Here is a 14,713-nt window from a genome sequence, read left to right as displayed (position 1 = left end):
GCGCCCCGCGCCCAAGATCCGCGCAACATCCCCGATGTTGCTGCCTCCGACGCGCGGGAGGCAGCAACATCGGGGATGTCGTGTGGATCTTGCCGGGCCGGCCTGCGGGAAGCGGCCCATCGACGGGCACGCCGCGGATCTTGCCGGGGCCGGCCTGCGGGAAGCGGGCCTCGACAGGCGCGCCGCAAAGGTGACCGCCGAGCCGGCCAGCGAGGGCCCCACCGATGCGGGGCGGTGCGGGGTGGGGGCGCGGAAGTCCGGGTGTCGGGGCGCGTCAGACGCGCGGGGCGTCGACGATGACCGAGTCGACGAGGCGGTCGTGCACGCCCCGACGGTGCTCGTCCATGATCAGCGCGGGGACGACGAGCGCCAGCAGCACGCCCCGGGCCAGCGCGCGGAGCACGCCGATCCGACCCCCGTCGTGCCAGTTCACGCAGCGGACCTTGGTGATGTACATGCCCGGCGTCTGGGCGAAGAGGCCGAGGAAGATGCCGTACTCCAGGATCAGCACCAGCACCGGAGCCCAGCCGTCGCGTACCGGATCGGCGAAGATGTTGGCCACCAGCAGGCAGAGCACCCAGTCGATGATCAACGCTCCGAAGCGTCGACCCAGGCTCGGCGGGGTGAAGGTGGGATCGGTGGCCGGCGCTGCCGGGACGTGCGGATTGGTCACAGCGATCAAGGGTATCCGCGTCCGGATCCGGGCCTCGGAGCGCCGTCACCACTGCGTGCCGATTCGGGCCAATGGCATCAAGTGTCATTACACTGGCACAGCCGGTACGGCGTTCGCGCAGGCTGAGTGCGTGGACAGGAGCGTCGCTGACGCTCCGCGAGGGACGTAACACGGCAGAAACACTCAAGACATGGCCGGGCAACCCCCCGGTCTTAGCGTCGCCAGGAGCCTAGCCACCCCGTGGACGTGCCAGGAGGATGTGTGTTCGCCAATCCCGAGGAACTGCTGCGATACCTCAAGAACGAGGACGTGAAGTTCGTCGACGTTCGATTCTGTGACCTGCCCGGCGTGATGCAGCACTTCAACCTGCCGGTCGAGTCCGTCAACGACGACCTCTTCACCGACGGCCTCGCGTTCGACGGTTCGTCGATCCGCGGTTTCCAGGCGATCCACGAGTCGGACATGCTCCTGCTCCCGGACGTCGCCACCGCGTTCATCGACCCGTTCCGGGCGCAGAAGACCCTCGCGCTCAACTTCTTCATCCACGACCCGTTCACCCGCGAGGCCTACACCCGCGACCCGCGCAACGTCGCGAAGAAGGCCGAGGCGTACCTCGCCGCGAGCGGCATCGCCGACACCGCCTACTTCGGCGCCGAGGCGGAGTTCTACATCTTCGACTCGATCCGCCACGAGACCTCGGCGCACCAGTCGTTCTACTACATCGACTCGGTCGAGGGCGCGTGGAACACCGGCCGCGAGGAGCCGGGCGGCAACCGCGGTTACAAGACCGCGTACAAGGGCGGCTACTTCCCGGTGCCCCCGGTCGACCACTACGCCGACCTGCGCGACTCGATCGTGCGCCGGCTCGTCGACACCGGCTTCACCGTGGAGCGCTCGCACCACGAGGTGGGCACCGCCGGTCAGTCCGAGATCAACTACCGGTTCTCCACCCTGCTGCACGCCGCCGACCAGCTTCAGCTCTTCAAGTACATCGTGAAGAACGAGGCCTGGGCCAACGGCAAGACCGCGACCTTCATGCCCAAGCCGCTGTTCGGCGACAACGGCTCCGGCATGCACACCCACCAGAGCCTCTGGCTCAACGGTGAGCCGCTGTTCTACGACGAGACCGGCTACGCCGGCCTGTCCGACACCGCCCGCTGGTACATCGGCGGTCTGCTGCACCACGCGCCGTCGCTGCTGGCGTTCACCAACCCGACGGTCAACTCGTACCGCCGCCTGGTGCCCGGCTACGAGGCGCCGGTCAACCTGGTCTACTCGCAGCGCAACCGCTCCGCCTGCACCCGCATCCCGGTGACCGGCAGCAACGCGAAGGCCAAGCGCGTCGAGTTCCGCGTTCCGGACCCGTCGGCCAACGTCTACCTGGCCTTCTCGGCCATGATGATGGCCGGCCTGGACGGCATCAAGAGCAAGATCGAGCCGCCGACGCCGATCGACAAGGACCTCTACGACCTCCCGCCGGAGGAGTGGGGCGACGTCAAGCAGGTCCCGGGCTCGCTGCCGGCCGTGCTCGACTCGCTCGAGGCCGACCACGACTACCTGCTCGACGGCGGCGTCTTCACGCCCGACCTGATCTCCACCTGGGTCGACTGGAAGCGCGCCAACGAGGTCGACCCGGTTCGTCTGCGCCCGACCCCGCACGAATTCGCCATGTACTACGACTGCTGAACTGCCTACGACTGCTGAGCAGTCCCCGCACCACCGGCCGGGGGGGGGGGGGGGGGGGGGGGGGGGGGCCCGCGCGGGGGGGGGGGGGGGGGGGGCGGGGGGGGGGGGCGCGGGGGGCGGGGGGGGGCCCCCGGGGGGGCGCGCCCCCCCCCCCCCCGGCCCGGCCGCCCCCCCCCCCCCCGCCACCCCCCCCCCCCCCCCCCCCCCCCCCCCCCCCCCCCCCCCCCCCCCCCCCCCCCCCCCCCCCCCCCCCCCCCCCCCCCCCCCCGGCCCGTTTCGTGATGCCCCCGGGATACCTTCGCATCCGATATATTACGGCGATGGATATACCCCTGCGCGAACCCACATTCCTGATCCTCACCGCGCTCGCCACCGAGCCGATGCACGGCTACGGGTTGATCCGCGAGGTCGCCGCCCTCTCCGACAACCGCGTGTCGCTGCGCCCCGGGACGCTCTACGGCGCACTCGACCGGCTGGTCGACGCCGGTCTCGTCGAGGTCGACCGGGAGGAGGTGGTGGACAGCCGCCTGCGCCGCTACTACCGGCTCTCCCCCACCGGGGACGCCACCCTGAGCGCCGAGACCGAGCGGCTCCGGCGCAACGTCGAGGCCGCCACCAAGCGGCTGGCCGAGCGGGCCCGCACCGCCCGGCCCGCCACCCCGCGAATCGCCGGAGGGTTGGCATGACCGATCTTGAGCGCCGTTACCTGTGGCTGCTGCTCGCCTACCCCGCCGAGTACCGGCGCTCCCGTGGCGCCGAGATCGTCGGCACGTACCTGGACCTGGCCGCGCCGGGCCGCCGCTGGCCGGCGCCCGCGGACGCCGCGGACCTCCTGCGCGGCGGGCTTCGCCAGCGGGTACGCGCCGCCGGCGTGATTCACCTGGTCCCGGGCGTACGCCTCGCGGCCGCCGTGGCCCTGTTCACCGCCGCCATGCTCGCCGGCATGTGGACGGTGCTCGAACTGCGCCCCGCACCGCCGGGCTCCGGTGAGCCGTCGGTCGGGTCGTTCGTCTCGCTCGGCATCGTGGCGTGGGTCGGCTGGCTGCTCGCCGCGATGGCGCAGGCGCTGACACCGGGCCAGTGGCACCGACGCGCGGTCGCGCTCGCGGTGCTCCTCACGGTCGCGCTCATTCCCGCCGCCGCGCTCACCGACCTGCCCCGCCCGCCGCTGTTCGTGCTGCTCCCCCAGGTCGGGCTGGGGCTGGTGGCGCTCGGCGCGTCCCGCGAGTGGCCGGTGTCGCTGCGGGTGACGCCGCTGGTCGCCGCCGTCACCGGTCTGGCGGTGGCGGCGAGATGGACGCCTGCCAGTTTCGCCTGGACCTACCGCGCGGTGACGGCGGATCAGGCCCTGCCCAGCGCCGCCGTGGCGGTGCTCGCGATGGCCGTGCTGCTCGCCGCGGGACTGGCGCTGCGCGGCGACCACCGAGGCGGCTGGGCCCTGTTGATCCTGCTCACCCCGGTGGGCCTGCTGGCCCTGCAACCGCTGGCCGGGGCCGCGGACGGCATGCCGGCCGCGTTCCCCCCGAACTGGACGACGCTCGCCGCGACGGCTGTCCTGGTCGCACTGGTCGGCCCCGCCCTGCTGCCGGTGGCACTCGCCGTACGCACCCGGCTGGCCCGGCCCTCCATCCCCGGCCCGACCGGGAACACGCACCGCTGACCGTCCCCTGCTCCTGCTGCTGCTGCTGCTGCTGCTGCTGCTGCTGCTGCTGCTGCTGCTGCTGCTGCTGCTCTCAAGATCGTGCTCGATCCAGGTTGTCGTGGCACCGGCGGTTCGGCGATGCCACTACCACCATGTTCGAGCGCGATCTTGAGCAGCGGACCATCGACGTGGCGGGCGCTTCAGCCCGTTCTGCCGGATCCGAAGGAGCAGGAACAGGAGCAGGGCGGTCATCGCCACCGCGCCGGGGGCCTTCGTGAAGCGGGCCAGGTTGGTGCCGTCGGGCAGGGCCAGGAAGGTCGCCGCCCCGGCCGGCAGCACGAACCCGGTGGTCCGGGTGGCGGTGAGCGCGAGCAGCGCCAGCGGCCAGGTCGCGTACCAGGGGTGGAAGACCGGGGACAGGACCACCGTGGCGACCAGGGCCAGCGCCGCACCGCGCAGCGCCACCCGGGGACCGGTCAGGGCCGGATCACCCGAGGCCCGCACGGCCCGCCAGGCCCTTAGCCACAGGACCACCAGCACGATCGCGAGCAGCAGCAGCGCGATCCCCCGGACCACCGGCACCGCCCGCGGGTCCCGCCCGGCCAGCGCGCCGGCGTAGTCCACCACCAGGCCGACGGCGGTGGGCGGTGACGTCCACTGTTCGGAGTCTCCGCTGCGGGTCAACCCGCCCACCCAGCCGAAGCCGAGGCCGGACAGCGCCGAGGTGACCAGCAGCGCGGCCAGCAGGCCGCCGGCCAGAGCGCCGCCGTCGCGCAGCAGCGCCCGTACGGTGTGCCGGCCGTGCACCGCGGCCAGCGCGGCGAACGGGGCGACCACCACGGCGGTGGCCTTCACCGTGACCGCCAGGCCGAGCAGCAGGCCGGCGAGCAGCAGCGCGGCGGGCCGGCCCGGCCGGCGGATCACCACCAGCAGCCCGCACAGCAGCAGCCCGAGCATCGCGGCGTCGTTGTGCGCCCCGGCCACCAGGTGCACGCCGACCACCGGCGCGGCCAGCGCCAACCAGGCCGCCCGCCGGGTCGGCACACCGGCCGCCCGCGCCAGGCCGGGCAGGCAGTATGCCGCGAGGAGCAGGCCCGCCACGGCGATGACCCGCAGCGCCACGACCGTGCCGGTGAGGCCACCACCGACGCCCACCGCGAGCGCCGCGAGCAGCACGAAGACCGGCCCGTACGGGGCAGGCGTGTTCCGCCAGATCGGCGCCACCGTCTCCAGCCACGGGCAGCCGGCCGCCGCCACCGGAACCGCGTACGGGTCGACGCCGTGCGCGTACGTCCAGCCCTGGCAGGCGTACGAGTAGACGTCCCGGCTGCCCAGCGGCGGCGCGACCAGCAGCGGTAGGGCCCACAGCCCGGCGGTGACGTACGCCCACCGGCCCGACGGCGCTCCGGCGCGCAGTGACCACCAGGCGCCGACCAGCAGCGCCGTGCCGATGAGCCAGCAGGTCAGCGTCGCCGGGCCGTGCGGGGCTCGCCAGATCGACGCCGGTGTCGCGCCCAGCGGGGCGTCGGGCAGCGCCCCACCGAGATACCCGGCAACGGTGAGCAAGATCGCGCCGACCAGGCCGGCATACCGGGCAAAACGGGTCACCGAGGGACCGGAAAGCGGCGGCGGCGCGCCGGGAGTGGTCACCGGCGCACCGTCCCTCAGTCGGCGGCGACCGGCTGACGGGCCGCCCGAGCCGACCGTACCAACCGGATGACCAGCACGATCACCAACAGCGTCATCAGCGGCGCCCCGACCGACTTGGTGAACCGGGGCAGCCCGGTGCCGTCGGGCAGCACCAGGAACGACGCCACCAGCGCGACCACCGTGAACCATCCGGTACGCCGGGCGGTGGCCGCGAGCACGGCCAGCGGCCAGATCCAGTACCAGGGGTGGAACAGTGGCGCGAGGGCGACCGTGGCGGCCAGCGCCAGGGCGGCGTGCCACAGCGGCTCTCGGGTGCGGGCCCGCCACCACAGCCACACCAGCAGCAGCGCCAGCACGGCCATGCCGATCCCCCGGGTGACCGGCAGGGCGTCGAGGTGCCCGCCGAAGGGCACCGCCAGGTAGCCGACGGTCTGGCCGACCGCCGTGGACGGCGACGTCCAGGCGATCACGTCGCCGCCTCGGGCCAGGCCGCCGACCCAGCCGAAGTCCAGTCCGGCGGCGAAGGTCACCCCGACCACGACGGCGACCGCGCCGCCGACGACCCAGCCGCCGTGGCGGATCAGCGCGCGGATCGAGTACCCGCCGACGATCGCGGCCAGCGCGGCGAACGGCACCACGACCAGCGCCGTCACCTTGATCGCGGCGGCCAGTCCGAGCAGCGCGCCACCGGCGAGCAGCGGACCGGGGCGGCCGGGCCGCGAGGCGATCACCGCCAGCCCGGCGACCAGCAGGCCGACCATCAGGGCGTCGTTGTGCGCGCCGGAGACCAGGTGCACGGCGACCAGCGGGCAGGCGAGCGTCAACCAGACCGCCCGAGGAGCCGGTACGCCGGCTCGCCGGGCCAGCACCGGCAGGCTGACCGCGATCAGCGCCACCCCCGCCACGGCGATCAGCCGGAACACCACGATCGCGGCGGTCAGCGAGCCGGTGGCCTTGACCACCGCGCCGGCGAGCACCACGAACAGCGGCCCGTACGGTGCCGGCGTGTCCCGCCAGATGTAGGAGATGGTGTCCAGCCAGGGGCAGGGCAGCGCGGACACGCCCTGCTCGTAGGGGTTGATCCCGGCGGCGTAGCTGGCGCCCTGACAGGCGTACGCGTAGACGTCGCGGCTGGCCAGCGGCGGCGCGATCAGCACCGGCAGCAGCCAGAGCCCGACGGTGACCAGCGCCCAGCGGGTCGACGGCACGCGCTCGCGCAGCGACCACCAGGCGTACGCCAGCAGCGCGGTGCCGACCAGCCAGGCGGCGAGGACGAGCGGCCCGTTCGGGCCCTGCCAGATGCTGACCGGGGTGGGGCGCAGGGGTGACCCGGGCAGGGCGCCGCCGAGGAACGCGGCGACGGCGAGCAACGCCGATCCGACCAGTCCGGTCCAGCGCGCGAGGTGGTGAGGCACGCCGGACATGCTGCCAGTACGGTTGTCGCGGTACGGAGGTGGGCATGCGGCGCAGTCGGGTGGTGGCGGTGGCCACCGGTTCCGCAGTCGTGCTCGGCGCGCTCTGGCTGGCCCTGCCGCTGATGGGCTCGGACCTCGCCGCACAGGTCGCCCGGGCGGACTTCTTCGCCGCCCACGGCCTGACACCTATCGATCTGCGCTGGTACGGCGGGGTGCAGCAGTTCGGCTACAGCCTCGTGTCCCAGCCGGTGATGGCCCTGCTCGGCGTGCGGGTGACCGGTGCGCTGGCCCTGGTGGCGTCGGCCGCCGCGCTGGCCGCGTTGCTGACCCGCAGCCCGGTGCCCCGACCGCTGCTGGGCAGCCTGGTCGGCGTGGTCACGCTGACCGGCAACCTGGTCTCCGGCCGGGTGACGTACGCCATGGGTGTCGCGTTCGGGCTCGCCGCGCTGCTCGCGCTGACTCGGGGCGTACCCCCGCGTCGGCGGCTCGCGCTCGCCGCGCTCGGCGCGCTGCTGGCGTCGGCGACGAGCCCGGTGGCGGGCCTGTTCGTGGGCCTGGCGGGCGTGGCGCTGCTGCTCACCCGCCGCTACGCCGACGGTCTGACGCTCGCTGTCGCGGCGGCCGTGCCGCTGGCCGCGACCGCGCTGCTCTTCGGCGACGGCGGCTGGATGAACATCAGCCACACCGACACGCTGCGCGCGGTGGTGACCAGCCTGGTGGTGGCGGCGCTGGTGGCGTACCGGCCGGTGCGGTTCGGCGCGCTCCTGGCCGCCGCCGGGGTGCTCGCCGCCGCGCTGGTCCACACCCCGGTGGGGTTGAACGCGACCCGGCTGGCGACGATGTTCGCGCTGCCGGTGCTGGCCGCCGCCGCCCGGCCGCCGGCCTGGCTCACCGCCCGCCTCGCCCGCCGGCACGCCGACCGCGCCGCGACGCCCAGCACCGCCCCGCCCAACACCGCGACGTTGGGGCGGTCGCGGCGTGCCCGCCTGCTGGGCGCGGTGGGCCTGACCGCGCTGCTGGTGGCCGTCTGCGGGTGGCAGCCGCCGGTGGTCCCCGCCGACCTGCGCGGCATCGGCGACCCGACCAGCGCGCCCGGCTACCACGCGCCGCTGCGCGCGTTCCTGGCCGGGCAGCGGCTCACCGGCCGGGTCGAGGTGCCGCCGACGCGCAACTACTGGGAGGCGGCCCGCCTCGGCGAGGTGCCACTGGCCCGGGGCTGGCTGCGGCAGGCCGACATCGACCGCAACCCGCTGTTCTTCACCACCGTGCCCGGCGCGACCGGCACCGGCGTGCCGCTGACCCGGGAGAGCTACCGGGCCTGGCTGGCGGAGAACGCGGTGCAGTACGTGGCGGTGCCGGACGCCCCGCTGTCCTGGGTGGGACGGGCCGAGGCGGAACTGGTCGAGGGCGGCCTGCCGTACCTGACGCCGGTCTGGTCCGGCGCGCACTGGCGGGTCTGGGCGGTGGCCGACCCGACGCCGCTGGTCGCCGCGCCCGCCGAGCTGGTCCGCGCCGACGGCGCGGCGCTGACCTTCCGGGCCCCTACCGCCGGCCCGGTCGCGGTCCGCGTCCGCCACAGCCGCTGGCTGGCAGCGTCCGGTGGCGCCACCGTCTCCGCCGACGGGGACTGGAGCATCGTCACCGTTCCCCACGCCGGCGAGTACACCGTCGGCAGTTGACCGGCGCTACGCCTCCAGCACCCGCTGCGCGGCGGCGCGGGAGCGCCGGCCGGTGCGCAGGTACTCGTCGAGGAACTCCCCCGGGTCGTCGCGGCCGAGCAGCCGGACCACCCCGGCCAACTCCACCCCGTGCCGGGGCAGTTGGTCACCGGCGCGGCCCCGGACCAGCATCAACGCGTTGCGGACCTGCGCGGCCAGGGACCAGCCGGCGGCCATCTCGGCGGCGTCCGCCGGGTCGATCAGGCCGGCCCGCTCGGCCGCCGCGAGGGCATCGAGGGTACGCGTGCCGCGCAGCTCCGGGATCCTGCCTGCGTGCCGGAGCTGGACGAGCTGGACTGCCCACTCCACGTCGGCCAGCCCGCCCCGGCCCAGCTTGGTGTGGGTGGCCGGGTCGGCGCCGCGCGGCAGCCGCTCGGTCTCCACCCGGGCCTTGATCCGGCGGATCTCGACGACCTGCTCGCGGGTCAGCCCCTCGGCCGGATAGCGCACCGGCTCGATCATCGCCTCGAACTCGGCGCCCAGGTCGGCGTCGCCGCAGACGAACCGGGCACGCAGCAGCGCCTGTGCCTCCCACACCCGCGACCAGCGGGCGTAGTACTGCGCGTACGCGGCGAGGCTGCGCACCAGCGGACCCTGCCGGCCCTCCGGACGCAGGTCGGCGTCGACACCGAGCGGCGGGTCGGGGGCGGGCACCCCGAGCAGTCGCCGAAGCTCCTCGGCGATCGCGTGCGCGGCGGCGCTGGCCGCGCTCTCGCCGCTGTCGGCGGGCGGGTCGTAGACGAAGAGCACGTCGGCGTCGGAGAGGTAGTTCGACTCGTACCCGCCGAGCCGGCCCATCCCGATCACCGCGAACCGCAGCCCGGCCGGCGCCGGTTGGCTGGCCCGGGCGGCGCGCAGCGCGGCGGCGAGAGTGGCGTCGGTGACGTCGGAGAGCGCCGTGCCGACCTCTGTGATGTCGGCCAGGCCGACGGCGGGCCGCGTCGTGCCGTCCGGACGGGTCGGGCTCGGGGCGAGCGCGCCGGCGCGGCAGAGCACGTCGGCGCACGCCACGCGGACCAGTTCCCGGCGGCGCAGCGCCCGCACCGCGCGGGTCGCCTCCACCGGGTCGGTGTGGCGGGCCGCCGCCGCCAGGAAGCCCTCCCGCAGCACCGCCCGTGGGCGCGGCGCCAGCTCGTTCTCCTCGGCCAGCAGCCGCAGCGCCTCCGGATCGCGGGCGAGCAGGTCGGCGACGTACCGGGAGAGGGCCAGGACCCGGGCCAGCCGCCGGGCGACGGGACCGCCGTCGCGCAGCAGCCGCAGGTACCAGGGGGTGCTGCCCAGCTTGTCGGAGACCTTGCGGTAGTTGAGCAGCCCCCGGTCCGGCTCCGGCGCGTCGGCGAACTCGCTCAGCAGCACCGGCAGCAGGGTCCGCTGGATGGCCGCGGTACGGCTCACCCCGCCGGTGAGCGCCTGGAGGTGACGCAGCGCCCCGGCCGGGTCGGCGAAGCCGAGGATCTCCAACCGGTGCCGGGCCGCCTCCGGGGTGAGCCGCAGCCCATCGGCGGGCACCCGGGCCACCGACTCCAGCAGCGGCCGGTAGAGCAGCTTGGCGTGCAGCCGGCGTACCTCGGTGGCGTGGGTGACCCACTCGGCCCGGAAGCTCTCCACGGCGTTGCGTCCCGGCGTGGCCGTGAAACCCAGCGCGGCGGCCAGCCAGCGCAACGCGGACGGCTCGGTGGGCACGGTGTGCGTACGGCGCAGGGCCTGCAACTGGAGCCGGTGCTCGACGCTGCGCAGGAAGCGGTAGCCGCGCAGCAGCGACTCGCCGTCGGCGCGGCCGACGTAGCCGCCGGCGACCAGCGCGCGCAGCGCCGGGATGGTGCCCGGCGCCCGCAGCGTCTCGTCGCCGCGGCCGTGCACGAGTTGCAGGAGCTGGACGGCGAACTCGATGTCGCGCAGCCCGCCGGGACCGCGCTTGATCTCGCGTTCCAGCTCTTTCGGCGGGATGTTGTCGATGATCCGGCGGCGCATCGCGCGGACGTCCTCGACCGCCTCGGGTCGTTCGGCGGCCCGCCACACCAGCGGGGCCAGTTCGTCGATCCACTCCTGGGCCAGCGGCAGGTCCCCGGCGGCCGGACGGGCCTTGAGCAGCGCCTGGAACTCCCAGGTGCGCGCCCACCGCCGGTAGTAGGCCAGGTGGCTGGCGAGGGTGCGCACCAGCGGGCCCCGGTTGCCCTCGGGCCGCAGCGCGGCGTCCACCGGCCAGGCGACCAGCCCGCAGATGTGGATCAGCCGGGTCGCCACCAGGGTCGCGGCGGGCAGGTCGCCGTCCTCGGCCGCCACGAAGATCACGTCCACGTCGGAGACGTAGTTGAGTTCGCCGCCGCCGCACTTGCCCATCGCCACCACGGCCAGTCGGGGCCGCTCGGTGCCCTCCGCCAGCTCGTCGACGGCGATCTCGTACGCCGCGGCCAGCGTCGCGTCGGCCAGCGCGGACAGCGCCGCCATGGTCTGCTCCAGGGCCCGGCCGCCGGTGAGGTCGGCCGCCGCGATCCGCAGCAACGCCAGCCGGTACGCGGTCCGCAGCACCGCCACGGGGTTGCCGTCGCCGGCCGGTTCCAGTCGACCCTCGGCGATCGGCGCGAGCCCGTCCGGGGCGGTGCGCAGCGCCAGACAGTGCTCCGGGTTGGCCACCAGATGATCACCGAGCGCCGACGACGCGCCCAGGACGGCGATCAGTCGACGCCGCAGCCCGGGGTCGGCGAGCAGCTCCGCGATCAGCGGCGAGCTCGCGCCGCTGCCGCCAGGCGCGCCGTCGCCGCTGATGCGCCGTTCGGCCTCGACGATGCGGTGCAGTTGGCGTAGCGCCAGATCCGGGTCGGCGGCGCGGGACAGCGCGGCGAGCAGCTCCCTTGCCGGCTCGTCGACCGGCTCCTGCTCGACCGGCTGCCAGAGGCCCAACCCGTCCGGGCCGAGCAGGTCGGCGGCGCGGGCGCCGCCGTCGCCCTCGGCGACGCCGAAGCCGTAGCGGGCGAGCCGGCCCGGCGCCCTCGTCGGCCGGCTCATCAGTGCCCGAGCAGCGGCAGTCCCCGCCGCGTCGTGCTGTCGTCCAGCTCGCCGAGGGCCAGCGCCGCGAACCGGGCGGCGAACGGCTGCCAGACCTCCTCGACGTCGACCATCACCGAGTCGCAGGCCGCCACGACCAACTCCGGGTCGTAGCCCAGCTCGGCGAGCTGGGCCGAGTCGGTGGCCCAGTCGGCGATCATCGCCGTGTCACACTCGATGTGGAACTGCAGCCCCCAGGCCCGGTCGCCGAGCCGGAACGCCTGGTGCGGGTACCGGGTGGAGGCCGCCAGCAGGGTGGCGCCCCGGGGCAGCTCGGTGATCTCGTCGGAGTGCCACTGGAGCACGTCCGGGATCAGCGGCACGTACCGGAACAGCGGGTCGCCCTCCGCGGCGTCACGCCGACCGACCACGCCGGGGCCGATCTCCGGCCCGGACGGGCTCCGCTCGACCAGCCCGGCGTGCGCGGTGGCGAGCAGCTGCGCGCCCAGGCAGACGGCCAGGGTGGGCACCCGGTACCGGACCGCCTTGCGCAGCAGCCCCTCCACCGCCGGAAACCAGGGTGCGCCGGGCGAGCCGTCCGGCAGCGGGTACGCCTGCTGGTCGCCGCCGAGCACCACCAGCGCCGCGTACCCCTCCAGGTCGGCGGGCAGCTCGTCGCCGGCGTGCGGGCGGACCACCCACAGCTCCAGCCCAGCCTCGGTCAGCCACTCACCCAACCGGCGTGCGTCGTCCGTCGGGTCGTTCTCGATCACCAGCGCGGTTGCCACGCGTCGAGGCTAGCCGGTACGTCCCGCAGCGCCACGCCCCGCCACCCGGGTTCCCCGCCGCGCGCCGGGGTCGCTGGCCGGCGCGTGCACCGGCGTCGACGGCCGGCGTTCGCTGCTCGTCAGGCTCCGCGGTGTCGTTAGGCTCTGCGGTTGTGATCAACGAGGATTCGGCAGTCGTCCGCCCGCCCGTCCTGCGCCCCGGGGACACGGTGCTGCTGGTGTCACCGTCCGGGCCGACCTCGCCTGAGCGGGTCGCCCGGGGGATGGAGTTGCTCACCGGGTGGGGCCTGCGGCCGGTGCCGGCGCCGAACGCGTACGCCCGCCACGGCTACCTCGCCGGCACCGACGAGCTGCGGGCCGCCGACCTGAACGCGGCGTTCGCCGACCCGCAGGTGCGCGGCGTGATCTGCACCCGGGGCGGGTACGGCGCCCAGCGGATCGTGGACGCCATCGACATGGCCGCCGTCCGCCGCGACCCGAAGGTGGTGGCCGGCTTCTCGGACATCACCGCGTTGCAGCTCGCCCTGTGGCGGGGCGCCCGGCTGGCCGGGGTGCACGGCCCGGGGGCCGCCTGGCGGGACGAGCGGACGTCGCTGCGCTCCGCCGAGTCCCTGCACGCGGCGCTGATGACCACCGAGCCGGTGACCGTCGAGGCGGTGCCCACCGAGGAGACCTTCGGCGTACGGGTGCCGGGTCGCGCCACCGGCACCCTGCTGGGCGGCAACCTGTGCCTGATCGCCGCGTCGATCGGCACTCCGGACCTGCCCGATCTGACCGGTGCCGTGCTGTTGATCGAGGACGTGCAGGAGCCCCCGTACAAGGTCGACCGGATGCTCACCCACCTGCGCCGCGCCGGAGCGCTGGACGGGCTGGCCGGTGTGGCGGTCGGGCAGTTCACCGACTGCGGCGACGGCTGGGACACCACGATCGTCGACGTCCTCACCGAACGCCTCGGCGACCTGGGCGTACCGATCCTCGGCGGCCTCCCCATCGGCCACGGCCCCGACCAGCTGACCGTCCCGGTAGGCACCACCGCAACCCTGGACACCGACACCGGAACCCTGACGGTCTCCCCCGCCGTCCACTAGTCCCCGGCTCTCCCGCCCGCCTCCCACCGCGGTGATCAAGAGGTTTGCGTCATTTCCGGGCCGGATCGTGACGCAAAGCTCTTGATCACCGGGGTCAGGGGGTTGGGGTGGGGGTGGGGGTCAGGTGGGCTACCGCGCCGATCTCCAGGGCTGCCCAGACTCCGTCGGGGGTGTGGGTGATGCCGTGGGGTTCCGACTCGGGGGTGGGCAGGTCGTAGCTCTCGATCCGGCCGGTGGGATCGATGTGGCCGATCCGGTTGGCGCCCCACTCGGTGAACCACGCGCCGCCCGCCGGGTCGGCCACGATCGCGTGCGGACGAGCCGCCCGGTCCGGCAGCGGCATCTCGACGAGCACGCCGTCCGGATCGATCCGGCCGAGCTGACCGGCTGCGATCTCCACGAACCAGATGGCCCCGTCCGCGCCGAGCGCGAGGCCGACCGGCCCGGCGTCCGCGGTGGGCAACGGGTGCAGCGTCACCCGGCCGTCGAGGTCGATCCGGCCGATCGCGTTCGCCCGGTTGAGGGTGAACCAGAGCGCGTCGTCCGCGCCAGCGGTGATCATCGAGGCGAACCCGCCGGTCACCGGCAGCGGAAACGCGGTGACCGTACCGTCGGTGTCCACCCGGCCGATCGTGTCCGAGGTCATCCCGGCGTACCAGAGCGCGCCGTCGGGCCCGGCCGCGATGCCGCCCGGCCCGGTGCCGGCCGGCAGGGCGATCGTGCGCTGCTCGCCGTCGACGGTGAGCCGACCGATCCGGTCGTCACCGGAGCGGGTGAACCAGAGCGCGCCGTCCGGCCCCGTCGCGATGATCAACGGGCGGCCGCCGGCCGGCTCCAGCTGGTAGGTCCGGACCTCGCCGTCGGGCCCCAGGCGGGCGATTCCGCCGGCCTGGACCAGCGTCAGCCACAACGCACCGTCGGGTCCGACCGTGATGCCGTACGGGCCGGAGTCCGGCCCGGTGAGCGGAATCTCCCGAATCTCGACGGTCATCTCGAGGTGTCCCTCCGTTGGCGGCCACCAACCCTGACCGCCTGACCAACGACGACACAACCGATTTCCCCGCGCAC

The 14,713-nt window shown here is 74.7% G+C and carries 11 protein-coding genes; 5 read left to right on the top strand and 6 right to left on the bottom strand.

Annotated elements, in window-relative coordinates:
• Nucleotides 1-274: 274 nt before the first annotated feature.
• Nucleotides 275-673: an RDD family protein gene (locus ACGGAQ_RS11325; protein WP_393047263.1), complete on the bottom strand. Its 399-nt coding sequence runs from the start codon at nt 671-673 to the stop codon at nt 275-277.
• A 261-nt stretch (nt 674-934) separates the two neighbouring features.
• Here ACGGAQ_RS11325 and glnA point away from each other — a divergent pair, with 261 nt between their 5' ends.
• From glnA to ACGGAQ_RS11310, 3 genes are all read left to right on the top strand, one after another.
• The gene (gene glnA / locus ACGGAQ_RS11320; RefSeq protein ID WP_393047260.1) at nt 935-2,359 is read left to right on the top strand and encodes a type I glutamate--ammonia ligase; all 1,425 of its coding nucleotides are present in this window, start codon (nt 935-937) and stop codon (nt 2,357-2,359) included.
• 320 nt (nt 2,360-2,679) lie between these two features.
• Entirely contained in the window at nt 2,680-3,045 is a 366-nt protein-coding gene (locus tag ACGGAQ_RS11315; RefSeq protein ID WP_393047258.1) for a PadR family transcriptional regulator, read from the top strand.
• Nucleotides 3,042-4,019 (top strand): hypothetical protein, encoded by a 978-nt coding sequence (locus tag ACGGAQ_RS11310; RefSeq protein WP_393047256.1) that lies wholly within the window; start codon nt 3,042-3,044, stop codon nt 4,017-4,019. Before ACGGAQ_RS11315 ends, ACGGAQ_RS11310 begins: the two co-directional genes overlap by 4 nt.
• Before the next feature lie 126 nt (nt 4,020-4,145).
• On the opposite strand, the gene mptB (ACGGAQ_RS11305) is transcribed toward ACGGAQ_RS11310, so the two are convergent.
• A complete protein-coding gene (gene mptB, locus ACGGAQ_RS11305; RefSeq protein ID WP_393047253.1) occupies nt 4,146-5,651 on the bottom strand; it encodes a polyprenol phosphomannose-dependent alpha 1,6 mannosyltransferase MptB in 1,506 nt (501 codons plus the stop codon).
• A 14-nt stretch (nt 5,652-5,665) separates the two neighbouring features.
• A complete protein-coding gene (gene mptB, locus ACGGAQ_RS11300) occupies nt 5,666-7,066 on the bottom strand; it encodes a polyprenol phosphomannose-dependent alpha 1,6 mannosyltransferase MptB (protein WP_393047250.1) in 1,401 nt (466 codons plus the stop codon).
• 44 nt (nt 7,067-7,110) lie between these two features.
• Here mptB (ACGGAQ_RS11300) and ACGGAQ_RS11295 point away from each other — a divergent pair, with 44 nt between their 5' ends.
• Nucleotides 7,111-8,745: a hypothetical protein gene (locus tag ACGGAQ_RS11295; RefSeq protein ID WP_393047247.1), complete on the top strand. Its 1,635-nt coding sequence runs from the start codon at nt 7,111-7,113 to the stop codon at nt 8,743-8,745.
• 6 nt (nt 8,746-8,751) lie between these two features.
• Here the strand turns inward: ACGGAQ_RS11295 and ACGGAQ_RS11290 are convergent, their stop codons facing one another.
• On the bottom strand, nt 8,752-11,790 hold the full coding sequence (locus ACGGAQ_RS11290; protein WP_393047245.1) for a bifunctional [glutamine synthetase] adenylyltransferase/[glutamine synthetase]-adenylyl-L-tyrosine phosphorylase: 3,039 nt from the start codon (nt 11,788-11,790) through the stop codon (nt 8,752-8,754).
• Nucleotides 11,790-12,557, bottom strand: coding sequence for a type 1 glutamine amidotransferase (locus tag ACGGAQ_RS11285; protein ID WP_354862345.1), 768 nt, complete (start codon nt 12,555-12,557; stop codon nt 11,790-11,792). Before ACGGAQ_RS11285 ends, ACGGAQ_RS11290 begins: the two co-directional genes overlap by 1 nt.
• 152 nt (nt 12,558-12,709) lie before the next feature.
• Between ACGGAQ_RS11285 and ACGGAQ_RS11280 the strand changes: the two genes are divergently transcribed.
• Nucleotides 12,710-13,645, top strand: a complete 936-nt coding sequence (locus tag ACGGAQ_RS11280) for an LD-carboxypeptidase (protein ID WP_393047242.1) — start codon at nt 12,710-12,712, stop codon at nt 13,643-13,645.
• A gap of 94 nt (nt 13,646-13,739) precedes the next feature.
• On the opposite strand, the gene ACGGAQ_RS11275 is transcribed toward ACGGAQ_RS11280, so the two are convergent.
• Entirely contained in the window at nt 13,740-14,636 is an 897-nt protein-coding gene (locus ACGGAQ_RS11275; RefSeq protein WP_393047239.1) for a virginiamycin B lyase, read from the bottom strand.
• Nucleotides 14,637-14,713 lie beyond the last annotated feature (77 nt).

The sequence above is a fragment of the Micromonospora sp. NPDC047557 genome, assembly GCF_043205095.1.
GTDB lineage: Bacteria > Actinomycetota > Actinomycetes > Mycobacteriales > Micromonosporaceae > Micromonospora.
This window is presented reverse-complemented; position numbering and strand designations above follow the sequence as displayed.